This is a genomic window from Anaerotignum lactatifermentans DSM 14214 (assembly GCF_900142265.1).
Lineage (GTDB): Bacteria > Bacillota > Clostridia > Lachnospirales > Anaerotignaceae > Anaerotignum > Anaerotignum lactatifermentans.
Genome location: NZ_FRAH01000059.1, coordinates 1 through 22,333, shown reverse-complemented (window position 1 = coordinate 22,333; position 22,333 = coordinate 1). Strand labels below are relative to the sequence as shown.

The window sequence follows — 22,333 nt, the reverse complement described above, 5'->3', positions numbered from 1 at the left end:
CGTTGATTTTCTGCAATCAAATCTTCCTCTATCTCTTTAGGCAGCTTTGCTGGCTGTCCTGTATTTTTACGTCCCCGTCGTTCTACCGCTAAACCTTCTGGACCCTCCTCAAGATAGATGCGCTCCCAGCGCTTAATAATACCGAGACAGTTGATATTAAATCTTCTCATGGTTTCACTGAGACTTAGACCTTCTTCCCGCATCGTTTCTACCACCAGTTGCTTGAATTCTGGTGTATATCGTTTATTTGGTACTCCTTTTGGCATAAAAATCACCCCACTTGTTATTCAGTATATCATACTGTCTAACAAATGGGGTGCAGTTCATTTTAAGGATTCTGACTATTTTATGATTCTCAATATCTTCTATTGGAAACCTGTCCACAGGTTCCTATTTTTTTCTCAAGAGATTTCCACAAAATCTCTCTGCTTATTCCACATCCAAGTCCAGTCTGGGTTCTGCTTCTTCTTCCACAGCGGTTTCCATGACACCGTCTGTCAGTGTAGGCAGACCATAGTGTTCACGGACTTTGTTTTCGATTTCTCTGCACATGTCAGGGTGTTCCTTCAGGAATGTTTTTGCGTTTTCACGTCCCTGACCGATACGAGTTTCCCCATATGCGTACCATGCACCGCTCTTGTTTACGATATCCACTTCGGATGCCAAGTCCAGAATATCCCCTTCTTTGGAAATACCCTGACCATAAACAATGTCAAATTCCGCAGTCTTGAAAGGAGGTGCCACTTTGTTTTTGGCAATTTTCACTTTCACGCGGTTCCCTACAAAGTCTGTACCCTGTTTGATCACATCGGATTTACGAATGTCGATACGGATAGAAGCGTAGAACTTCAGGGCACGACCGCCAGTAGTGGTTTCAGGGTTACCGAATGTGACACCAATCTTTTCACGAAGCTGGTTGATGAATACAACGGTACAATTGGATTTCTTTGTGATACCAGTCAGTTTCCGCAGCGCCTGGCTCATGAGTCTTGCCTGCAGACCCATGTGGGAATCCCCCATTTCCCCTTCGATTTCCGCACGGGGAACCAGAGCCGCAACAGAGTCCACAATAACAATATCAATGGCGCCGCTGCGTACCATAGTTTCTGCGATTTCCAGTGCCTGTTCGCCGTCGTCAGGCTGGGAAATATACAGATTGTCAATATCTACACCCAAAGCCTTTGCATAAGTAGGGTCCATAGCATGTTCCGCGTCGATGTAGCCCGCAATGCCGCCACGTTTCTGCACTTCCGCTACCATATGCAAAGCAACGGTTGTTTTACCAGAAGATTCAGGACCATATACTTCGATGATTCTGCCCTTAGGCACACCGCCCACGCCCAAAGCGATATCCAGACTCAAGGAGCCTGTGGGAACCACTTCCACGTTCATTTTTGCGCTGTCGTCACCCAGTTTCATTACGGCACCTTTGCCGAACTGTTTTTCAATCTGACTCAGAGCCGCGTCCAATGCTTTTTGTTTATCTTCAAATTTGATTTCGTCTTTGCTGTCTTTTGCTTTTGCTGCTGCCATGCCGCAACCACCTTTCCAAATAAATCGAACTTATGTTCTCATTTTACTCGATTTTACCGGGACTGTCAACCGCTTTTTTTGCGTCCCAAAGGGGCTTCTGCCAACAATACTGCCCCAAAAATCAGGATACAACCCACATACCCCCGAAGGGTCAGCCGTTCTCCATAAAGTACCGCGGAAATCACTGCCGCAAAAATAGATTCCGTTGTAATGATAAGGGCTGTTTTACTAGCCGAAGTATACCGCTGTCCTACAGACTGGAGCACAAAATACACCCCTGTGCAAAGGATACCTGCGTTGAGGAAATTCCCCACTGCTCCCAGAGAAAGAGGCGGTACCTCTCCCCCCATAATGAGGGAAATGAAAAACGAAAGAACTGCCACCACCGCATTTTCCACCAAAGCAATATGTACCGAATCACAAGCGGCAATCATCCGCCCCATGAGTGCCATTTGCAGGGAAAAGGCAATAGATGCCGCAAAGGACAGTACTGCCCCCAAGTCCAGCCGCAGTCCATCTGTCACAGACAGCATAGCAACACCGATTACTGTCACCACTGCCGCCAGAATCACGCTGACTGCCGGTTTCTGCCGAAAGGCAAACCAGCAGATAAAAGGTACCACCACTGCCTGTGTGTTGCACAAAAAGGCATTAACAGATGGTGTCGTATACTGCAATCCCAATGTGAGAAGCAGGAACGTTGCTGCCAAAAGCAATCCCAATATGCTGCCCACTTTCCACTCCGATTTGGTGATGCTTTTCCATGCTTTCCAATAAAAAATCCCCAAACAAAGAGCTGCCACCAGAAATCTGCCAAAAATCACCTGATAAGGGGTATAGCCCCAATCCAACAGATATTTGCTGCTGATAAAGCCGCTGCCGCCGATGAATGCTGCCAGAAACAGCAGCAAATCTCCCTTATGCTTCATCCTGCAATGCCTTCCGCAATAAATCCAGTGCATAGAAAGCGGCACGTTCCCGAATCTGGTTCCGTTTGCCTGTATAGCGGTATTCTGTTACGGTTGTTTTGCCATTTACATGGATACCGATATAAACCAGACCCACGGGTTTTTCTTCTGTGCCGCCGCCAGGACCAGCAATGCCTGTGATGGAAACGCCAATGGATGCGCCGCTGGTTTTTGCTACACCTTCTGCCATTTCCGCAGCCACTTCTCTGCTCACAGCAGTATATTTGTCCAGTGTTTCCGCTTTCACGCCCAAACGACGCATTTTCGCTTCATTGGTATAAGTCACGCAGCCTTCCAGCAGCACTTCGGAAATACCGGGATATTCCACCAGCGCGGAAGTCACCAGACCACCGGTGCAGGATTCCGCCACTGCAATGGTCTTTTTCCCTTCCAGCAACATCTGTGCCACAACCGTCTGCATATTGGTTTCCCCTTCGGCGTAAACAGCATTGCCCAGACGTTCTTTCAAAGCCGCTTTCACAGGCGCAATGAGTGCGTGAGCTTCTTCTTCAGATTTTGCTTTCGCTGTAATGCGCAGGATGGATTCACCGTATTTTGCGTAAGGCGCAATGGTGGGGTTTGTCTGGGCATCAATGATGTCTTTCACCAGTGTTTCCATGGCGCTTTCCCCTACACTTGCCACGCGCAGGATTTCGGAAACGAAAGTATATTCCTGTTTTTTCTGCAAATAAGGTTTCACCTGATTTTCAAACATGGGCATGGTTTCCTTAGGAGGACCGGGCAGCATAGCAATGATTTTGCCGTTTTTCTCCATGATGATACCGGGGGCAGTGCCGTTGTCATTGTAGAGCACAATGCCGTGTTCCTTAGGCACCATCGCCTGTTTCCGGTTGTTTTCTGTCATGGTTCTGCCTGTGCGTTTGAAATATTTCTGGATTCTGCCCAGTGCTCTTTCATCCAGCACCAGTTCTTCCCCAAAATATTCCGCCGCTGTTTCTTTTGTCAGGTCGTCTTCTGTGGGACCAAGTCCGCCTGTGGTGATGATCAGGTCCGCACGTGAAAATGCCTGAAAAATGGTATCTTTCAGACGTTTGGGGTTATCCCCTACCACTGTCTGAAAATAAACTTCAATGCCCAGCTGTGCCAGTTCTTTGGACAAATACTGAGCATTTGTATTCAAAATATCTCCCAGCAGGATCTCCGTTCCCACTGCAATGATTTCTGCTTTCATTTCTGCACCTCCAAAAAGTTGTCTTCTGATATGATACGCCTCTTTTGCCTTTCTTACAAGGTCTCTTTTGCCAGCACCTCTGTGTAATGGTCAGGGTCTGTGTTGCCTTCGGTACTGATGAGGAGTACCACACTATTTTCATTCAGTCCCAGTCTGGCTTTGATTTCCGCCAAATCAGGATTCTGGGTCAGTTCATACAAAAGCCCCATACCAACAGCGCCGGATTCCCCGGAAATGACTTTATCGTCCCCAGCCAAAGGTTTTCCCAGCAGCCACATACCTTCTTCTGTCACAAAGTCAGGACACGCCGCGTAAGCCACAGGGAAATCCCGCAGTGCGGGATAGGTCACCAGACAGGGTTCCGCACAGTTCAGCCCAGCCATAACAGTTTCGCAGCTACCAGTGGACGCATGAGGTTTGCCATCATTGATTTTCGCCGATTCAAAAATACAAGCAACGGTGTCAGGTTCTGCAATGATGACTTTCGGCAGTTTTTCGCCGTAATGGTTCACCAGATACCCCAGCACGCCCCCAGCGAAAGCACCAACGCCAGCCTGCAAAATCACCAAATCCGGTGCATCTACGCCTTTTTCCTTGAGCTGCTCCACAGCTTCTTTCGCCAATGTGGTATAGCCCTGCACGATATAAGTCGGAATTTTTTCATAGCCTTCCCATGCTGTATCCTGCACCATGGTCCAGCCGTTTTCTTCGGCTCTTTTGTTAGCCATGCGGACGGTATCATCATAAAAATAGTCCGTCACCAGAACTTCTGTGGCGCCCACATCACGGATTGCCTGCACGCGGCTTTCCACAGTGCCTTTGGGCATATAAACATAAGCCTGACAGCCGAATTTCTTCGCCGCCCAAGCAACACCTTTGCCATGATTGCCATCGGTAGCAGTGATGAACACCATATCCTTGATTTTTTCCTTATTTTCTTCGGAACAAATCTGAGAAAAATCCGCTTTTTCCAAATCCAGCCCCAGTTTTTCACAAATGACTTTGGAAACGGCATAAACGCCGCCCAATCCTTTGAAAGCATTGAGCCCAAAGCGGTGGGATTCATCCTTCACAAAAATATTTTCCAGTCCCAGTTCCTTCGCCCTTGCAGGCAATTCCGCAAGAGGTGTCACTGCATAACCAGGTACGGAGCTATGAAATGCCGCGATTTTTTCCACAACTTCCTCTGCCAAAAAAGCAGGTGCCTGTCCCTGCCGCTTTTCCGCTTCTATGATGCCAATGCCGTTATTTGTCCATGTGATCTGCCGTTCCAAAACCATTCCTCCTTTTTTACTGCACTGACACCATTGTAACGAAAACATGCTAAAATTGCAATTTCCCCAGCGAAAAACGCAGGAATCCTGTTCTTTTCCTAATGCATCATTGCACGAAAAAAAGATTGGTGCTATCATAAAAGAAAAAGGCGTTTCCATTTTCTGCAAAGGAGGGGATTTCATGCAAGGATTATACAAACTGGCACTTGTTGGAACGAAACAACAACTCACCGATTTTCTGAAAAAAGTCAATGATAACGACCCGGATTCTGTATTCAATGAATACGCCGTGGAAGAAGGCACAGGGCTCAGAACAACACAAGGATATGGTCTGCAAAAATTTCTGGATCACTATAAACTTATCATTGAAAACACCGGTTCCGGAAACATCAGCGGCATGTATGAAATGGTCACAGAAATCGGAAAAATTGCTCCTGAATTAGAAATTATGCTTTTGACACAATATTTGGATTATGACGATGACGACACTTGGGACATCTATTACAAACCTGCAGGCGAAACCGATCCTTCAGAAACCGAGGGAAGCCTTTACAAAGAAACAATGGGTGACGCTCTTTCCTTTGGCGAGTTTCTGAATTACAGATCCATGGGCGATACAGTTCTTACATTAGATATTGACCGGAAAAAATTCAAGGAATACTTTGATGCATATAATGAATATAACGAGTTTAGCTACGAAGAAGTGGAACCCATTCTGGATGCCCTTGAAGATCCGGAACGGACAGATTTTTCAGAATTTGAAGATACCCCGGGCATGTTTTTTGCGGAAGAGGTCATCGACAATTATTTGGAAGAACAGAATGGATCGGGCGGCGCCCCCTATGCCGCAAAAGGAAACGGCGTTCCGGCTATCGAATATATTGCCAGATTGTTTGCAGGCAACTGGGGCATCAACTTCGGCGTTTCCTATCGCTTCCGTCCTGAAACATTTGATGATCGGTTTGCCGGAAAGACCTTCGTGATCACCGGGGAGCCGGATGATTATGGGAAGGACGGCGCAAAAGAGATCATTGAGAATTTCGGCGGCGTTGTGCGTGGTGCCGTAAGCGGAAAAACTGATTATCTTCTTATTGGAGCTTATGCCGGTGAGAAAAAACTGGAAAAAGCAAAGGAACTGGGCGTTTCCATCATCAGCACAGATGATTTTGAACAGATGATTTCCTGACAAAAACCATAGAAAACCCCTTCACACAGTTTAAAACTGTGGAAGGGGTTTTTTATTTTTCCATCTTTCATTTTTTAACTGCGTACTTCTTGGGAGCGTTTCTCCAAAATTTCCGCAATTTTTTCTTCGTCCACATCCCATACCTTCTGGAAAGGCAGTGGCTGTCGCCGTTCCACCATGGGTTTTTCCAGCCACATGAGCCCCAGCCATTTTCCATGCTTGAAGCCGCAGCGGGGAAACACCGCCGTTTCCACAAAACCAAGGCTGGTGTGAAGCACATAGCTGGCACGATTGGTGGCTTCGATACAGCCATAGACCTTTTCCACATTCTGGAGGCGCAGAATATCCATCAACGCCCGGTAAAAGGCTTTGCCCAATCCTTTTTTCTGGAAAGCAGGCGCCAGATACACAGAAAGCTCTGCTCCCCACTGGGAAGCTGCCCGCACCATGAACTGATGGGCATAGGCATAACCGCCGATAACGCCATCTTCCTCATAGACCAGATAAGGATATTTCTCCAGAATCTCCTCAATTCTGCCTGCAAATTCCACTTCTGTGGGCACCACATATTCAAAGGTAACATTGGTATGTTCGATATAAGGGGCATAAATATCCAAAATCGCTTTGGTATCTGCCGCCGTTGCCATTCTGATTTTTCCCATAGATTATCCTTTCAGAACCTGTTTATTTTTAATGATATAATCCGCCCCGGACACAATGGTAAAGAATACTGCCAGACCCACCAGAATATTTTCGATCATAGGCATTGCCGCAAAAGGCAGATGCAGCAGCACCAGAATGATCATAATCATCTGTGTGGTTGTCTTAATCTTGCCCCACCAGCTTGCCGCCATGACAATATTGGCTTCCATGGCAAGGGTGCGGAACCCGGTAATGGCAAATTCTCTTGCCAGAATCACAATAACAACCCATGCAGGCAGGTCTTCCATGGCTACCATGGATACCAGCGCAGACATGACCAGCAGTTTATCTGCCAGAGGGTCCATAAATTTCCCAAAATTACTTACCAGATTATACTTTCTTGCAATATGACCGTCCAAAAAGTCCGTCAGGGATGCCACAATGAAAATCGCTGTTGCAATATAACGATTCATAGGCTCATCCATGAGGAACAGCACCAACAGGAATACGGGAATGAGAATCACCCGCATGGTTGTCAGCTTATTCGGTAAATTCATCTGCATAAACCACATCTCCCATCAAATCATAGTCCCCGGCTTCTTTGATTTTCACGGAAACGAAGTCCCCGGAATAGGCTTCTTCCTCTGCATGGAAAAATACCATGCCATCAATGTCCGGCGCATCCCAACGGGTACGACCGCAGTATACATTTTCTTCCGGCAGTTTGCCTTCCACCAATACTTCCAGTGTCTTGCCCACTTCCTGCTGACACAGGGAAGCGGCAATGTTTTTCTGGATGTCCATGATGATTCTCTGACGTTCTTCTTTCACTTCATCATCAATCTGGTTTTCCATTTTTGCTGCAGGGGTGCCTTCTTCCTGAGAGTAGCAGAATACACCCAGACGGTCAAAGCGCATTTCTTCCACAAATTTCTGCAAATCCGCGAATTCTTCCTCCGTTTCTCCAGGGAAGCCCACAATCAGTGTGGTACGGATGGCAATATCCGGCATCGCATCACGAAGTTTCTTCACAGTCTGGCGAATGAGTTCCTGACTGCTCTTTCTGCCCATGCGTTTCAGCACGGTATCACATCCATGCTGGATAGGCATGTCGATATAATGACAGATTTTTTCATTTTTCGCCATAACGTCGATGGTTTCCTGTGTCAGTGTTTCGGGATAACAGTACAGCAGACGAATCCACTGGATCCCTTCCACTGCCGCCAGTTTTTCCAGCAGTTCATGAAGTTTCGGTTCACCGTAAAGATCTCTGCCGTAAATGGAAGTATCCTGTGCCACAATGACCAGTTCCTTTACACCCTGTTTTGCCAAAATTTCTGCTTCTTCCACCAGACTTTCCATGGTGCGGCTTCTGTGTTTGCCGCGCATTTTGGGAATGACACAGTAAGTACAGCGGTTGTCACAGCCTTCAGAAATTTTCAGATAAGCGAAATAAGGCGCTGTGGAAAGGACACGCAGTTTCCCGTTTTCATCCTTCATGGGTTTGTCAATATCCTCCAGACATTTGAAGGTATGTTCGCCTCCCAGAATTCTGTCAGCGGCATCTGCCACTTCTTCATAAGCAGCAGTACCCAAGATAGCGTCTACTTCGGGAATCTCCTCAAAAAATTCCGCTTCGTAACGCTGTCCCAAGCAGCCTGCCACAATCAGACCTTTGCACTTGCCTTCTGTTTTATATTTCGCCATTTCCAGAATGGTTTCAATGCTTTCTTCCAGAGCGTCCCGGATGAAACAGCAGGTATTGACTACAATGATGTCTGCCTCCGCTTCGTCCGCTACTGCCTGATAACCTCTCTCCTGCAACAAACCCAGCATGACTTCACTGTCTACGCGGTTTTTGTCACAGCCCAAAGAGGTAAATGCTACCGTTCCTTTCATTGGTTTCCTCCTTAAACATCGATTCTCATAAAGGAAGCGGAACAACAGCAAATTCCTCTTAAGAAAACATTGTTTTTTCTTTATTTTCTTAAGAGGAATTGCGATGGCTTTCTTCAGAAGAAAACATACAAAATACAATCTTAGCAAAAATAAGAAAGCCGGAACCCTCTGCATGATAAGGTTTTCAGCTTTCTTTGTTTTCTTATGAAGATGCCCTTAAACTCTGCTCCGCTTCTTTGTCTATCCTATGAGTATACTATACTTTTTGTAAAAAATCTATGTTTTCCGCTGAATTTGTGTATTTTTCCAGCAAAGACAACATTTTCATAAAAAAGAATATCACCCACGTTGTACACGTCAATGATATTCCCATTTTTACAGTCCGTTCTGCAGTTTTGCCGCTGTGATGCAGTTTTTCATGAGCATGGCAACGGTCATCAGACCCACGCCGCCGGGCACAGGAGAAACTGCGCCAGCCACTTCGCAAACGTCGTCAAAATCTACGTCGCCGCAAAGCTTGCCGTTTTCATTGCGATTCATGCCAACGTCAATGACAACAGCCCCTTCTTTCACCATATCTTTGGTGACAGTATGAAGCTTGCCCACTGCGCTCACCAGAATATCCGCTTCTTTGCAGATACCTTTCAAATCTTTTGTTTTGGAATGGCAGATGGTAACCGTGCCGTTTTTCTGCAAAAGCAGCATAGCGGTGGGTTTGCCTACGTTATGGCTCCGTCCAATGACAACACAGCGTTTGCCTTCGATGGTATGACCGCTGCGTTCGATCAGTTCCAGCACGCCAGCAGGGGTGCAGGGCAAAAATCCCTTCTGACCTGTGTGCAGCAAGCCCACATTCAAAGGATGGAAACAGTCCACGTCTTTTTTGGGGTCTACAGCCAGAATGACTTTTTCCTCATCAATCTGAGGAGGCAAAGGCAGCTGTACCAATACTCCATGGACGCTGTTGTCCATGTTCAGCTGCTCCACCAGTGCCAGCAGGTCTTTTTCTTCTGTATCTTCCGGCAGTTCATAGGAACGGGACAGGATACCCACTTTTTCACAAGCTTTTTTCTTATTATTTACATATACCATGGAAGCGGGGTCGTTCCCCACCAAAACCACAGCAAGGCAGGGGGTAATCCCCTGCCGCTGTAACTTTTGTGCTTCCAAGGCAGCTTCTTCTTTGATCTGATCGGAAATAGCCTTTCCGTCGATGCGTTGTGCCTTCATAGCATAACTCCTTTATGATTTGATTGATTAGAACAGACCAACAATGTTGCCGTCAGCGTCAATGTCGATGTTCAGTGCCGCAGGTTTCTTAGGCAGACCGGGCATAGTCATAACATCGCCCAGCAGTGCAACGATGAAGCCTGCACCGGCAGAAATACGAATTTCTTTTACAGTTACTTCAAAGCCTTCGGGGCGACCCAATACCTTAGGATCGTCGGACAGGGAGTACTGTGTTTTTGCGATACAAACAGGGAAATGTTCAAAGCCCAGTTTTTCGATCTGTGCCAGTGTTTTCTTTGCTGCTGCTGTGAAGCTTACATGACCTGCACCATAGATTTCTTTACATACTTTATTGATCTTTTCTTCGATAGACAAGTTATCTTCGTACAGCACATGGAAATTGCTTTCTTTTGTTTCCAGTGTTTCCAGAACTTTTTCAGCCAGCGCTTTGCCGCCTTCGCCGCCGTCAGCCCATACTTTTGCTACTGCAAATGTTGCGCCCATTTTTTCGCAGCGTTCTTTCACATAAGCCACTTCTGCGTCTGTATCTGCTACAAAGTGGTTCAGTGTAACCACAACAGGTACGCCGTATTTCTGGATATTTTCAATGTGTTTTTCCAGGTTTACAAAACCTTTTGCCAGTGCGTCCAGATTTTCGTTGCTCAAATCTGCTTTGGGAACGCCGCCATTATATTTCAATGCACGAACAGTTGCAACCAGTACAACTGCGTCAGGTTTTAGACCAGCTTTTCTGCATTTGATGTCGAAGAATTTTTCTGCACCCAAGTCAGCGCCGAAGCCTGCTTCTGTTACCACATAGTCAGCCAGTTTCATAGCAAATTTTGTTGCGCGCACACTGTTGCAGCCGTGAGCGATGTTTGCGAAGGGACCGCCGTGGATGAAAGCGGGTGTGTGTTCCAGTGTCTGTACCAGGTTGGGCTGCAGAGCGTCTTTCAGCAGTACAGTCATAGCGCCGTCTGCGCCAATCTGTTTTGCTGTTACAGGTTCATCATCATAAGTATAGCCAACGATGATTTTACCCAGCATTTCTTTCAGGTCGTGCAGGTCGTTTGCCAGACAGAAAATTGCCATGATTTCAGAAGCAACAGTGATCTGGAAGCTGTCTTCTCTGGGAACACCGTTGACTTTGCCGCCCAGACCGGAAATCACATGACGCAGCTGTCTGTCATTCAGGTCCACAACTCTTTTCCAAGCGATTTTTCTGGGGTCGATGTTCAGTTCATTGCCCTGCTGGATATGGTTGTCCACCATGGAAGCCAACAGGTTATTTGCTGTTGTGATGGCATGGAGGTCACCTGTAAAGTGCAGGTTGATGTCTTCCATAGGCACTACCTGTGCATAGCCGCCGCCGGCTGCGCCGCCTTTGACACCCATGCAGGGACCCAGAGAGGGTTCTCTCAGACATGTCAGGGCGTTTTTGCCCATCTGCTGCAGGGCCTGTGTCAGACCGATGGTAACGGTTGTTTTGCCTTCCCCAGCAGGTGTAGGGTTTACAGCTGTTACCAGAATCAGTTTTGCGTCGGGTCTGTCTTTGATCTGATTATAATATTTATCACTTACTTTGGCTTTATACTTGCCATAACATTCCACATATTCTTCGGGGATGCCAGCTTTCGCCGCAATGGCGGTAATGGGTTCCATGGTGCATTCCTGTGCAATCTGCAAATCTGTTTTCATCTTCAAAACTCCTCTCTCCGATTCCAATATGTCCTTGCGCTTGCTTGTCCTACTTTGAAAAAAAGCCGACAGTCCAAGCGTAATCGCCCAGACGGTCGGCATCAAATCTGTCATACTCCATGTGGTTACTCCACTTCCGTCAGTCATATGACTCTACCAAAATGGTACTATATGAGACGAAATTTGTCAATGTGCAACCTGTATGAAATCCATATTCTTTTATGCGTTTTCCTCTGTGGGGGACTGCATTTCCTCCCACTGTGCTCTGGTGATGAGGACTTTTCTTGGTTTGCTGCCTTCTTCCGGTCCAACCAGTCCCCTTCTTTCCAGTTCGTCCATGAGTCTTGCCGCACGGTTATACCCAATGCGGAACTGACGCTGGAGCATGGAAACAGAAGCCTTTTCTTTTTCCAGAATCAAATCCACTGCCTGTTCGAAAAACTCGTCTGTTTCCTCGCTGGGACCGCTGGCAGTTTTTGCCACTGCTGTAATCTGATCCACCATTTCCTGTGTATATCCAGGGCGGCTGCTTTTCCGCAGGAAGTCCACAATCTGTTCCACTTCTTTATCCGTTACAAAAGCCCCCTGAATACGAGAAGGTTTTGCCTGACCGGAAGGATAGAACAGCATGTCCCCCTTGCCCAGCAGTTTTTCCGCGCCGACCATATCCAAAATGGTACGGGAGTCGATGCCGGAGGAAACGGCAAATGCCAGACGGGAAGGAATATTGGCTTTGATAACACCAGTGATAACGTCTACGGAAGGACGCTGTGTGGCAATAATCAAATGCATCCCTGCCGCACGAGCCATCTGTGCCAGACGGCAGATGGAATCTTCCACTTCGCCGGGTGCTGCCATCATCAAGTCTGCCAATTCATCGATGATAATAACAATCTGGGGCATTTTTGCTTCCGGTTCGCCTTTTTCTTCCTTCATGGCATTGAACCCTTTGATGTCACGGACACCACACGCCGCAAAGTCATTGTATCTTTCCAGCATTTCTCTTACTGCCCAGTTCAGTGCCGCCGATGCTTTTTTCGGGTCGGTAACAACGGGAATGAGCAAATGAGGAATGCCATTATAGACACTCAGTTCTACCACTTTCGGGTCTACCAAAAGGAGTTTCACTTCTTTCGGGTCTGCCTTATACAAAATGCTTGTAATCAGTGTATTGATGCAGACACTCTTACCACTGCCTGTTGCGCCGGCAATGAGCAAGTGGGGCATTTTCGCAATGTCTGTCACAATGGGATTGCCTGTAATGTCTTCCCCCAGCGCAAAAGCCAGTTTGGAGGGATGTTTGCGGAAAGCATCACTTTCCAGCACTGTCCGCAGATATACGGACTTGGTTTCTTTATTTGGCACTTCAATGCCTACTGCCGCTTTACCGGGAATAGGCGCTTCAATACGAATGCCGCTGGCTGCCAGATTCAGGGCAATGTCGTCTGCCAGATTGACAATCTTGCTGACCTTGACCCCCTGACTGGGAGATACTTCATATCGTGTAACAGTGGGACCTGCGCTGACATTGATGACGCGGGCTTCTACGCCGAAACTTTTCAATGTCATTTCCAATTTTCTGCCGTTTTTCTGCTGTTCCAGAATACCTGAACCACTGCTATTGCCGGGGTCACGTCCTAACAGGCTGATAGGCGGGAACACATAAGGCTTTTCTGCCGGTTCCGCAGGGGCAGCTGCTGGCTGCTGTGCTGTTTCTTTCTGGGCTTCCGGTTTTGCAGGCTCTGCCGCAGGTACGTCTGTTGGCATTTCTTCTGCCACAGGCTGTACTTCTTCCACTGGCATTTCTTCTTCTGCCATAGGTTCTTCCACTTCTGGCATGTCCATTTCTGGAGATGCTGTTTCTTCTGCATCTTCCAAATCCGCGAAATGGAAGTCTGTTTTTTCTTCTGCTGCCCGCATGGCTTCCGCCGCAAGGGCTGCCGCTCGAGATTCCATATCCCATGCTTCTTCGGGCGTTTCTTCTGCCATATTTTCTACGGTATTATCTTCACCGAAGATTTTTTCGTATACAGCTTCTTCCTCTGTCATTTCCACAGGTTCCTGTTTTTTGGCAACTTCTTTCAGTGGTTCTACCACCTTAAAGCGTTCCGTGGATTTGGGCGGCATCTGTGTGCCCTGCTCCAGCTCATCCACCTGCAATTTTCCGCCAAATACCACATTGAAGTCCCATTTGGGTTCTTCCATAGGCATTTCGTTTTCTTTGACAAAGTCGTAAATAGGTTCCCGTTTTTTCACGCTGTAATCCTGCTTTTTCTGACGGAAAACCGTTTCTTTGACTTCGGGATGCTCTGTGGCTTCCACTTCATGAAGCTCAATGTTGAAATCTTCTTTATTCATCACACGGCGACGCTTTGCTTCCTGTTTTTCCAGTCGTGCCGCTTCCATTTTTTCTTCCTGACGGATGCGGTCAGCCTTGTTTTTGATTTTCTCATTGCGCACCTGTCTTCTGACTTTCTGATGGTCTGCCAGTGTCCCCATAGCACCAAAGAAAGAACGTCCTGTTGCCAGAATAATGGAAATCACCAGCATTGCCAGTAGAACAATGACGCTGCCCAATGCATCCAGCAGTCCAAACAGACCGCCGCCAAAGAGTCCGCCGATCAAACCGCCGTTGGTCAAAGAACCGCTGTCAAATAGCTCCATGGCTTTTTTCGCAAATCCAAGATCGCCAGAAACATTCAGAGGATGGAACAGATACGCCGCTGATGCCACAGTCAGCAGGAATAATGCGCCGCCAAAGGCACGCACCAAAGACCATTTCCGTTCTTCTGACATAAGCATCCAGATGCAGTAAATGATGACCAACACCGGCAGCAATACGCCGCTGATGCCTAACAGCCCTTGAAAAAGTCCCCCGATTACCTGACCAACAACCCCCATCTTACTGGTGATCTGACTGATGAACACCACCGCCGATATGACGATGATGACAATCAGTATCACTTCGTCTAAGATGCTGTCACCAAAACGTTCTCTGCTTTCCGGCATACGGGTAGTTTCCCGCTTGGGTGCAGATTTTGTATTTTTTGTCGTATTCGCTTTTTTTGCAGTTGTTTTCGCGGCAGTTGTTTTTGTGCTTTTGCTGCCCGTTTTCTTCACCGCAGGGGATTTTGTCGTCTTTCGCCCCGTGCTGCTCCCTTTTGCTGCCAAAGCTTTTCACCTCTGTTCTCAAGAAATCACTAATAAAATATTATACAATAAAAATAATCTGCTGGCAAACGAAAACCACTGATTTCATGCAAAAAAACTGACCCGCTTTCTGTCGTAAAAATCAGATACAGGTCAGTTTTTGATGTTCTTTGTTGGTGGGAATGCTCAGTCCATTTTCACCACTTCAATATCCGCTTCTTCCAGAATCTTTCTGGACAGTTCATCGGGATATTCCCCTTTGTGCACAATGCGTTTGATACCAGCATTGATGAGCATTTTCGCACAAATGACACAAGGCTGCAATGTGATATAAATGGTCGCGCCTTCTGTGGAAATACCCAGTTTTGCCGCCTGAATGATGGCGTTTTGCTCCGCGTGGAGGGCACGACAAAGTTCATGGCGTTCGCCGGAGGGAATGCCTAGACGCTGACGTTCGCAGCCGCCCATTTCCGTGCAGTGCTTCAGTCCTGCAGGAGCGCCGTTATACCCTGTTGTGATGATACGGTTATCTTTGACAATGACTGCCCCTACCTGTCTGCGCAGGCATGTGGCTCTGGTCTTGACAATCTCCGCAATCTCCATAAAATATTCGTCCCAACTTGCTCTCACAATCGTTTCTCCCTTCCGTTTCTTTCGTAAATCTTTCCGTAAAATTCCTACCACAAAGATAGCATATACACCTATCATTGTCAAACGAAATCCCCTCTGTTATACTGAAAAAAAGGAAGGATTTTCCAACAAAGGAGGACTGGCTATGGAAAATATCAAAACATGGGCAAACACCCATTCATGGGTAAAAATTGCAGTCTATCTACTGACATTTCTTTTTCCCGCTCTGGCTTTTGCCCAATTCTATCTGCCCTCGCAGTCACCCATAAATCCATATCCCTTGATGTGGATTGGTTTTTACAGTTGTCTGTTCCTCTGCTGGGCATATAAAGGCTTTTTGTCCAAAGTTCCTTCTGTTCTGGCAAACCTGTTTTTCATGGGATTTCTGTTTTTCGGTTCGCTTATGGGCGGGCTTCACGGGATACTGCTTTTTGTGCGTTGTCTTTGCATCCCTGTATTGCCTTTATTTTTCTTATTTTAAAAAGCATTGGTAAAGCAGATTTCCCTTAAGACAAACATTGTTGTTATTTTCTTTAATTTCTCAAGAGAAATTGCAGCGGATGTCTTCAGAAGAAAATATATCAGATAAATCTCAACAAAAATAAAAACGCTGGAATCAAAAGATTCCAGCGTTTTTTGTTTTCTTATGAAGCAGCCCATATAACCGAAGCTTTTGTTTTAAAAATATTCCAGATCAGATGATCAGGTTCATTTTCTTTGCTTCGAATTCCAGTTCTTCGCGGAACTGAGGCGCAGCCAGGGAAATGATCATTTTTGCTCTCTGGCTAGCTGTCTGACCTTTCAGACGAACGATACCGTTTTCTGTTACCAGGAAGTCCACTTCGTTTCTAGGTGTTGTAACGATGGAACCAGGTGTCAAAATGGGTTTGATTTTGGAGATGGTGCCGCCTTTTGTGGTGGAAAGCATTGCGATGAAGCCTTTGCCGCCTTTAGACATGTTTGCACCTCTTACGAAGTCCAGCTGACCGCCGGAACCGCTGTAATGTTTGGTACCGATGGATTCGGAGCAAACCTGACCAAACAGGTCAACTTCGATACAAGAGTTAACGGATACGAAGTTATCATGCTGTGCAATAACAGCAGGGTTGTTGATATAGCTTACAGGATACATTTCGAAAGCCGGGTTGTCATCCATGAAGTCGTACATTTTCTTGGAACCCCAAGCCAGAGTTGCAACAGTTTTGCCAACGTGGATAGGTTTTTTCATGTTGGTTACTGCGCCGCATTCCAGCAGGTCAACCATACTGTCTGTGAACATTTCTGTGTGCAGACCCAAATCTTTTTTGTCTTTCAGCAGAACGCCAACAGCGTTGGGGATACCGCCGATACCCAGCTGCAGAGTTGCGCCGTCGCAAACTTCGTCAGCGATCATCTGACCGATTTTCTTATCATCATCGGACAGAGGAGGATTGTTCAGAACCAGCAGAGGTCTGGAGGATTCGCACAGAGCAGTTACCTGAGAGATGTGGATCAGGCAGTCACCCATAACACGAGGCATCTGATCGTTTACATCCAGCAGGATGATGTCAGCTTTTTCACGCATTGCTACAACTTCTGCGCCAGCCATAGGGCAGCTGAAGTAACCATGCTTGTCCATAGGAGAAACTTCTGCGTAGAAAACATTCAGTCTGGGCTGAACATCTCTCCAGTAACCGGGGATAGTGCTGTAGTTACAAGGAATATAAGTATGGATACCTTCCTGGATGCCTTTTCTGCCAGGAGCGCCTGTGAACCAGGATACATATTCATACTTGCCTTTCAGTTCGGGTTTCATGAAGGGACCGCCTTTTACGGACAGTGTTGCGTGGTGTACAACACCTGTCAGTTCGCCTCTCATTGCTCTTGCTGCAACCGCTTCGCAAATAGCGGTAGGTTCTTCCAAACCTGTGGGACATGCGCAAACGTCACCGGATTTTACATACATGGCAACTTCTTCGGGGGATTTGCGTTTTGCCTGATACATTTCCTGGAATTTGTTCATATTCTCTCACCTTTCTTCATTTATTTGATTAAAAATCAGCATACTGCCAATACGTTTCTTCTAATGCATACAATATACGTAATATTATTTTATATTTTACCATAGCCATAGGCAAAAAGTAAAGAATCATCCATCATGTTTCTGATTATATACAATCATACCACATTTTTCAGTAATTTTTCCATGCAATTTTTTCATAGAATACCGAAAATTCAACATTTACATATGTCATACAACTTTTCTTTCATGCGATTATCCAGCCATATCTTTCCTGTATTCAAGTTCCTTGTTCTTATCTTTGTACGACATGAAAAATGGGCACAAAAAAAGACTGTATTCATAAAGAATACAGTCTTTCTTACTTACAGATTAAACCAGATATTTCTGTACTTCCGCAGGAAGTAAATCCTGTTTGCGGCTGATGATCATAATCATATCTGTTTCAGCTTCAGCAGAAGTCTTTTCCAGTTCTTCGATGAACTTCACGAAATCCGCATCACTAACTTTGTCTACAATATGATTCAGACCGTCAATATAGATTTTTTCAATATCGCTATTCTGAGAAAGGATACCACAAACAAATCCTCTGAAAACCTGAGGGTCTTCCATAATAAACTTCGGTGTGTCTACAAAACGAACACTATAATGCAGATCATACATACGGCTGTTGTCGTCGTCTACGAAAACAACGCTGCCATTTGCGCTTTTGCCTGCTTCATTTGCCATTGCAATGAGTTTCTTTGTTTTACCTTCACCTTTTTCGCCTGCAAGAATCTGAACCATCGCAATCTCCCCCTTCATGATGTTGGTGATATACCTTTTCGTATTTGTTAGATTGTGTTGCAGTAAAGCTAATGCTTTATGTTTATGATGTTATTATTCTCCCTTTACTGCAAAAACCCTCTTTTTTTCCTGCTAATTTTTCAAAACTATGTACATTTATTTAGTTTCAACAAGTCGATTCCGAAAAAACAAAACTAGATTCATGCATAATGTACAGGTTTATTTGTTCACCTTGCCCAAATCTTCTTTTGTATACCGGTATACATTACAGTGAATAGCGGAACGATACCGTTCATAGGTCTCCAAACTGATTCCCGCGGGCTTTGTCATCAGGCGCAGTGGCAAAGGTTCCTGTCCCTTACGCATAGGAGGCTGCATATAAGGATAGTCATTCCACACAAAACCATGACGTTCATAAAATCCAATGCGGCGGCGTGTCAGTGTATCCTCTGGCACTTCAACCTCCAGCACCACATTTTTTCCCTTCCAATGCAAAAATAAATCCAGCATCTTTCCGCCGAATCCATGGTTTCGCTTTTCCGGCAATGTCGCAAAATGTTCAATATACAGAAAATCATCAGCCAATTCCCATGCAGCAATTACGCCGCCGACCGTTCCGTCTTCGTCCTCTATGGCATACAGATGGTACTTTTCATTTTCAATCAAGGCAAGCTGATCTTCCTTGGAACGTACCTCCGTTTCCGGAAAGCTCTGGGCAAGAATGGGATAAACTTTCTCAAAATCTTCCTTTGTCAATATTCTTTCAAACATTTTTTCTCCTCCTGTCAGCTTCTTGTGGCTATCAGGATATCACACCCTGTGCAGAAAAGCAACGATAGTCCCCCATCTTTTACGTTTTGTTTGCAAATGCCGCTGCCCTCTTTTCTTTTTTCTGTGCTATGCTATACTGAAAAGCATAAGAAAGGATGTGATTCTTTGAGAAAAATCAAATACAGTATTCTTCTGGGGCTGTTGCTTCTGTTATGGAGCACTGTACCTGCTTTTGCGAAAGATGTGACCGTACAGCTGGACGGCAATGTACTTTCCTGCCGCCACGATCCTGTCATTGAAAATGACCGTGTGCTGGTTCCCATGCGGGACATCATGGAGCCTCTGGGCTATGAAGTGGTATGGAATGAAAAAGACCGTTCCATTGTGGCAAAAGATGCAGATACCAATATGTATCTAACCATCAACAATGCTTATGCTACCGTCAATAATACACAAGTGGTATTAGACGCAGCTCCCCGCATCATTGATGATATCACTATGGTTGCTCTGCGTTTTGTGGCAGACTACAGCGGTGCTTCCGTCACTTGGGACCCCAAGACCTACACCGTATCCATTGAAAGAGGCGGCGCACCTTCCACACCGGAATATACCACCGCAGACTCTGTGGTTTATATCCAGACAAATAAAATCCAGGGAAGCGGCATCGTTCTGTCAGAAGACGGGCTCATTGCCACTAACTTCCATGTCATCGAAAACGCTTCCACTGCCCAGATTATATTCAATGACGGCACCATCTACGCAGGCGGCATCACCGTTGTAGGTCTTGACCCTCAGGCAGACATTGCCCTCCTGCAAATTGACAAACAGGGACTGCATCCCGTGACACCGTCTTATACCATCACAGCAGGAGAAAAAGTCACAGCCATTGGTTCTCCCAAAGGCAAACGCAATGTTTCCAGCACAGGTACTGTCAACGGATATACAGACGACATCATTTCCATGACTGCCCCCATTGCTCACGGCAGCAGCGGCGGCGGTCTGTTCAACGCAGCGGGACAGGTTATCGGCATGTGTTCTTCTTACAGCGAAAACCAGTATTTCGCCATTCCCATTGAAAAAGTGCTTGCGGTACACCGTACCATGAACCTGCCCATCAGCGGCATGAAGAATTATGTATATCAGCCATCCGCTCCCAGAAATATCACTTATACAACGGAAAATGGCTATACCTATTTCATTTGGGAACCTGTTTATGATGCGGATTATTACTATATTTATATTGCTTCCGAAGAAGGCGGCAATTATCAGCAGGTCAAAAACACCACACTGAACAATAATCAATGGTACTGGAATTATCCTCATGCATTTGGCATTTCCATGACAAATAACCAGGGATTCTATATTCGTATTGCTACCGTGCGGGACGGCGTAGTCTGCGGCACCAGCAATCCCATTTATGTACCTGCAAAATAATATAGGAATAAAAAACCGATGTTTTTCACATCGGTTTTTTTATATTCTGCATTTTACAAATAATACTTTCACTTCTGTATCCGTGTGGTTATAGAGCTTATGTTTTCTTCCCGGCAGGATACGGATGGTATCTTCTTCCCCCAACACAAAGACTTCCCCTTCCAAATCAATGGTCACTTCTCCCTGCAGCACATAAGCCACTTCCTCCTCTTGGGTATGCTGGGTATATCCATTGGATGTCCATGATTTTCCTTCCAGCGTCATGAGAAGCAATTCCAGATTGGCATGACAGGTATCACATGCCAGAACGTCGTACATGGTTTGTCCCTGATACATGACAATGGTCTTTCGCTGCTCTTTGCGCAATATCATTTCGGCGTTTTCCACCTTCTGTTCCACCAGTTCTGATACAGAAATGCCCATAGCCTCCGCCAACGTAGATAAAATACTCAAGGTAGGATTGCCAATATTCCGTTCCAACTGGCTGAGCAAAGCAGTACTCAAATTGGTCTGTTTGGCAAAATCCCGCAAAGTCAGTCCGTTTTTCCTTCGATATTCTGCAATTTTCTCGCCGATTCTGGTGTTTTTCATATTCCTCACCTCTCCGCTTATTGTACAGCACATCACACATAATTTCAATATATTTAAATTTGTTAGATTTATTGTATCGCATAAGAATCCGTGTTATACTGGCACAAACGAAAGGAGGGACTGATATGTCCGCTAAACAGCAATCCATACTGGCGAATCTGGGTCTGCTTCTAGCTGCTGCCATTTGGGGCGGCGGTTTTCTGGCAGGAAAATTCGCATTGGCAGAATATGAGCCTTTTACCATACTGGCATTCCGCTTTTTAGGCTCCGCTCTCTGCTTGGGTCTGATTTTCTGCCGCAGTCTGCGACACACCACAAAAAATGTAGCCAAAAAAGGGATGTTGTTAGGGATATTGCAGTTTGTGGGGCTGTCTGTCCAACTGGCTGGACTTGACCGCACCACCCCTGGAAAACAGTCTTTCCTTATTGCTTCTTATGTAATGTTTGTTCCTTTTCTAAGTTGTTTTCTGCTGCGGAAACGTATCAATGGCAGAGAACTGCTGGCAGCCCTCTTAACACTGGCAGGCATTGGCTGCATCAGCCTCAATGAAAGCCTGACAATCGGTCTTGGTGAGGGGCTTTCTGTTGGGTTTGCCTTTCTCTTTGCTTTGCAGATTGTATTGGTAAGCATTTTTGCCAGAAACGAAGACCCTATCCGCCTTTCCTTTTTCCAGTTCCTGTCGGCAGGCCTTTTGGCTGCTGTGACTGCCCTGCTCACAGACGGTATCCCACAGAGCTGTTCTCTTTTGACTTTGGGCAGCCTGTTATACCTCATTGTGCCAAACACCGTTCTGGCTTTTACCATTCAGAATGTGGCACAGCGTTATACCTCAGAAACGGCAACTGCCATCCTGCTTTCGCTGGAATCCATGTTCGGATTTCTTTTTTCCGTATGGTTCCTCAAGGAGCCTGTCACTGCGAAAGTGGTGCTGGGCTGTATTCTCATATTTGCCGCTGTACTCCTTTCCAAAATAGATGCGGCGCAATTTCTGAAAAAGCATAATGTGGGTATTCCTACTCCAAAACAACCATAAAAAATCAGGACCACCGGCTTAGCCGGTGGTTTGCTCTGCCCCTAGAAGGGGCTATTACCAGCTGCGCTTGCAAGCGCATTGAAAGTCCGCCAAGTGCTCTACTTTCTCAACTGCCGCCCTTGGCGGCTATTTTTATTTGTTCCCTTTTACTTTTTCACCCGTGAACGGGTCAATGTACTCACTTAAACTTATTTGATCTGCCATCCAATCTTCTTTTAATTGATTGTTGATATATTCCCGGTTCTTTTTTGTATTCTTTCCTACTGTATCAACATAATATCCTCTACACCAAAATGTTCTATTTCCATATTTGTAT

The 22,333-nt window shown here is 46.0% G+C and carries 21 protein-coding genes, 1 pseudogene and 1 riboswitch; of the genes and pseudogenes, 5 read left to right on the top strand and 17 right to left on the bottom strand.

Features of this window, described 5'->3' with window-relative positions:
• The 5 genes from BUB35_RS13765 to dpaL form a co-directional block, all read right to left on the bottom strand.
• Positions 1-266 (bottom strand): helix-turn-helix domain-containing protein (locus BUB35_RS13765; protein WP_072852667.1); only part of this gene is annotated, 266 nt, incomplete at its 3' end.
• Between the two features lie 163 nt (positions 267-429).
• Entirely contained in the window at positions 430-1,533 is a 1,104-nt protein-coding gene (recA, locus tag BUB35_RS13760) for a recombinase RecA (protein WP_072852665.1), read from the bottom strand.
• 65 nt (positions 1,534-1,598) lie between these two features.
• Entirely contained in the window at positions 1,599-2,462 is an 864-nt protein-coding gene (locus BUB35_RS13755) for a DMT family transporter (RefSeq protein ID WP_072852663.1), read from the bottom strand.
• Positions 2,452-3,693 (bottom strand): competence/damage-inducible protein A, encoded by a 1,242-nt coding sequence (locus BUB35_RS13750; protein WP_072852661.1) that lies wholly within the window; start codon positions 3,691-3,693, stop codon positions 2,452-2,454. The genes BUB35_RS13755 and BUB35_RS13750 overlap by 11 nt, the downstream gene beginning before the upstream one ends.
• Before the next feature lie 53 nt (positions 3,694-3,746).
• Entirely contained in the window at positions 3,747-4,967 is a 1,221-nt protein-coding gene (gene dpaL / locus BUB35_RS13745) for a diaminopropionate ammonia-lyase (protein ID WP_242949262.1), read from the bottom strand.
• 181 nt (positions 4,968-5,148) lie between these two features.
• Here dpaL and BUB35_RS13740 point away from each other — a divergent pair, with 181 nt between their 5' ends.
• Complete coding sequence (locus tag BUB35_RS13740) at positions 5,149-6,153, top strand: BRCT domain-containing protein (RefSeq protein WP_159432894.1); 1,005 nt, start codon at positions 5,149-5,151, stop codon at positions 6,151-6,153.
• A 74-nt stretch (positions 6,154-6,227) separates the two neighbouring features.
• Here BUB35_RS13740 and BUB35_RS13735 read toward each other — a convergent pair whose 3' ends face one another.
• From BUB35_RS13735 to BUB35_RS19805, 6 genes are all read right to left on the bottom strand, one after another.
• Positions 6,228-6,815, bottom strand: a complete 588-nt coding sequence (locus tag BUB35_RS13735) for a GNAT family N-acetyltransferase (protein ID WP_072852655.1) — start codon at positions 6,813-6,815, stop codon at positions 6,228-6,230.
• A 3-nt stretch (positions 6,816-6,818) separates the two neighbouring features.
• Complete coding sequence (gene pgsA, locus BUB35_RS13730; RefSeq protein ID WP_072852670.1) at positions 6,819-7,352, bottom strand: CDP-diacylglycerol--glycerol-3-phosphate 3-phosphatidyltransferase; 534 nt, start codon at positions 7,350-7,352, stop codon at positions 6,819-6,821.
• Positions 7,336-8,694 carry a 30S ribosomal protein S12 methylthiotransferase RimO gene (rimO, locus tag BUB35_RS13725; protein WP_072852653.1) on the bottom strand — a complete coding sequence of 453 codons (1,359 nt, stop codon included), beginning with the start codon at positions 8,692-8,694 and terminating at the stop codon, positions 7,336-7,338. The genes pgsA and rimO overlap by 17 nt, the downstream gene beginning before the upstream one ends.
• A gap of 375 nt (positions 8,695-9,069) precedes the next feature.
• Positions 9,070-9,924, bottom strand: coding sequence for a bifunctional methylenetetrahydrofolate dehydrogenase/methenyltetrahydrofolate cyclohydrolase FolD (gene folD / locus BUB35_RS13720; protein WP_072852651.1), 855 nt, complete (start codon positions 9,922-9,924; stop codon positions 9,070-9,072).
• A gap of 27 nt (positions 9,925-9,951) precedes the next feature.
• Positions 9,952-11,622, bottom strand: a complete 1,671-nt coding sequence (locus BUB35_RS13715) for a formate--tetrahydrofolate ligase (protein WP_072852649.1) — start codon at positions 11,620-11,622, stop codon at positions 9,952-9,954.
• Positions 11,623-11,700: 78 nt separating this feature from the next.
• A riboswitch (ZMP/ZTP riboswitch) is annotated at positions 11,701-11,779 on the bottom strand.
• A gap of 62 nt (positions 11,780-11,841) precedes the next feature.
• Positions 11,842-14,631, bottom strand: coding sequence for an FtsK/SpoIIIE family DNA translocase (locus tag BUB35_RS19805; protein WP_143159002.1), 2,790 nt, complete (start codon positions 14,629-14,631; stop codon positions 11,842-11,844).
• Between the two features lie 16 nt (positions 14,632-14,647).
• Here BUB35_RS19805 and BUB35_RS18880 point away from each other — a divergent pair, with 16 nt between their 5' ends.
• Positions 14,648-14,875, top strand: a complete 228-nt coding sequence (locus tag BUB35_RS18880) for a hypothetical protein (RefSeq protein ID WP_143159001.1) — start codon at positions 14,648-14,650, stop codon at positions 14,873-14,875.
• Positions 14,876-14,958: 83 nt separating this feature from the next.
• On the opposite strand, the gene BUB35_RS13705 is transcribed toward BUB35_RS18880, so the two are convergent.
• Positions 14,959-15,480 carry a deoxycytidylate deaminase gene (locus BUB35_RS13705; protein ID WP_330391221.1) on the bottom strand — a complete coding sequence of 174 codons (522 nt, stop codon included), beginning with the start codon at positions 15,478-15,480 and terminating at the stop codon, positions 14,959-14,961.
• A gap of 67 nt (positions 15,481-15,547) precedes the next feature.
• On the opposite strand from BUB35_RS13705, the gene BUB35_RS13700 reads away from it, so the two are divergent.
• Complete coding sequence (locus BUB35_RS13700; RefSeq protein ID WP_072852647.1) at positions 15,548-15,883, top strand: hypothetical protein; 336 nt, start codon at positions 15,548-15,550, stop codon at positions 15,881-15,883.
• A 213-nt stretch (positions 15,884-16,096) separates the two neighbouring features.
• Here BUB35_RS13700 and BUB35_RS13690 read toward each other — a convergent pair whose 3' ends face one another.
• From BUB35_RS13690 to BUB35_RS13680, 3 genes are all read right to left on the bottom strand, one after another.
• Positions 16,097-17,404 (bottom strand): acetyl-CoA hydrolase/transferase family protein, encoded by a 1,308-nt coding sequence (locus BUB35_RS13690; RefSeq protein WP_072852643.1) that lies wholly within the window; start codon positions 17,402-17,404, stop codon positions 16,097-16,099.
• A 369-nt stretch (positions 17,405-17,773) separates the two neighbouring features.
• Positions 17,774-18,187, bottom strand: coding sequence for a hypothetical protein (locus BUB35_RS13685; RefSeq protein WP_022253589.1), 414 nt, complete (start codon positions 18,185-18,187; stop codon positions 17,774-17,776).
• Positions 18,188-18,406: 219 nt separating this feature from the next.
• Positions 18,407-18,958 (bottom strand): GNAT family N-acetyltransferase, encoded by a 552-nt coding sequence (locus tag BUB35_RS13680; protein ID WP_072852641.1) that lies wholly within the window; start codon positions 18,956-18,958, stop codon positions 18,407-18,409.
• A 165-nt stretch (positions 18,959-19,123) separates the two neighbouring features.
• On the opposite strand from BUB35_RS13680, the gene BUB35_RS13675 reads away from it, so the two are divergent.
• Positions 19,124-20,392: a stalk domain-containing protein gene (locus BUB35_RS13675; RefSeq protein WP_072852639.1), complete on the top strand. Its 1,269-nt coding sequence runs from the start codon at positions 19,124-19,126 to the stop codon at positions 20,390-20,392.
• A 39-nt stretch (positions 20,393-20,431) separates the two neighbouring features.
• On the opposite strand, the gene BUB35_RS13670 is transcribed toward BUB35_RS13675, so the two are convergent.
• Positions 20,432-20,983: a helix-turn-helix domain-containing protein gene (locus BUB35_RS13670; RefSeq protein ID WP_072852637.1), complete on the bottom strand. Its 552-nt coding sequence runs from the start codon at positions 20,981-20,983 to the stop codon at positions 20,432-20,434.
• Between the two features lie 125 nt (positions 20,984-21,108).
• Between BUB35_RS13670 and BUB35_RS13665 the strand changes: the two genes are divergently transcribed.
• Positions 21,109-22,017, top strand: coding sequence for a DMT family transporter (locus BUB35_RS13665; protein ID WP_072852635.1), 909 nt, complete (start codon positions 21,109-21,111; stop codon positions 22,015-22,017).
• Between the two features lie 132 nt (positions 22,018-22,149).
• Here BUB35_RS13665 and BUB35_RS13660 read toward each other — a convergent pair.
• Positions 22,150-22,333, bottom strand: a pseudogene (locus BUB35_RS13660) (IS200/IS605 family transposase); the annotation flags it as partial.

Bases quoted from the DNA above. Each gene is read 5' to 3' on its own strand.
- BUB35_RS13740 (WP_159432894.1), top strand. From the start codon at position 5,149: ATGCAAGGATTATACAAACTGGCACTTGTTGGAACGAAACAACAACTC.
- BUB35_RS13685 (WP_022253589.1), bottom strand. From the start codon at position 18,187: ATGGTTCAGATTCTTGCAGGCGAAAAAGGTGAAGGTAAAACAAAGAAA.
- BUB35_RS13750 (WP_072852661.1), bottom strand. From the start codon at position 3,693: ATGAAAGCAGAAATCATTGCAGTGGGAACGGAGATCCTGCTGGGAGAT.
- BUB35_RS13670 (WP_072852637.1), bottom strand. From the start codon at position 20,983: ATGAAAAACACCAGAATCGGCGAGAAAATTGCAGAATATCGAAGGAAA.
- BUB35_RS13700 (WP_072852647.1), top strand. From the start codon at position 15,548: ATGGAAAATATCAAAACATGGGCAAACACCCATTCATGGGTAAAAATT.
- BUB35_RS13690 (WP_072852643.1), bottom strand. From the start codon at position 17,404: ATGAACAAATTCCAGGAAATGTATCAGGCAAAACGCAAATCCCCCGAA.
- BUB35_RS13735 (WP_072852655.1), bottom strand. From the start codon at position 6,815: ATGGGAAAAATCAGAATGGCAACGGCGGCAGATACCAAAGCGATTTTG.
- BUB35_RS13705 (WP_330391221.1), bottom strand. From the start codon at position 15,480: ATGATAGGTGTATATGCTATCTTTGTGGTAGGAATTTTACGGAAAGAT.
- pgsA (WP_072852670.1), bottom strand. From the start codon at position 7,352: ATGAATTTACCGAATAAGCTGACAACCATGCGGGTGATTCTCATTCCC.
- BUB35_RS19805 (WP_143159002.1), bottom strand. From the start codon at position 14,631: ATGCCGGAAAGCAGAGAACGTTTTGGTGACAGCATCTTAGACGAAGTG.
- BUB35_RS13665 (WP_072852635.1), top strand. From the start codon at position 21,109: ATGTCCGCTAAACAGCAATCCATACTGGCGAATCTGGGTCTGCTTCTA.
- BUB35_RS13715 (WP_072852649.1), bottom strand. From the start codon at position 11,622: ATGAAAACAGATTTGCAGATTGCACAGGAATGCACCATGGAACCCATT.
- folD (WP_072852651.1), bottom strand. From the start codon at position 9,924: ATGAAGGCACAACGCATCGACGGAAAGGCTATTTCCGATCAGATCAAA.
- recA (WP_072852665.1), bottom strand. From the start codon at position 1,533: ATGGCAGCAGCAAAAGCAAAAGACAGCAAAGACGAAATCAAATTTGAA.
- BUB35_RS13680 (WP_072852641.1), bottom strand. From the start codon at position 18,958: ATGTTTGAAAGAATATTGACAAAGGAAGATTTTGAGAAAGTTTATCCC.
- BUB35_RS13755 (WP_072852663.1), bottom strand. From the start codon at position 2,462: ATGAAGCATAAGGGAGATTTGCTGCTGTTTCTGGCAGCATTCATCGGC.
- rimO (WP_072852653.1), bottom strand. From the start codon at position 8,694: ATGAAAGGAACGGTAGCATTTACCTCTTTGGGCTGTGACAAAAACCGC.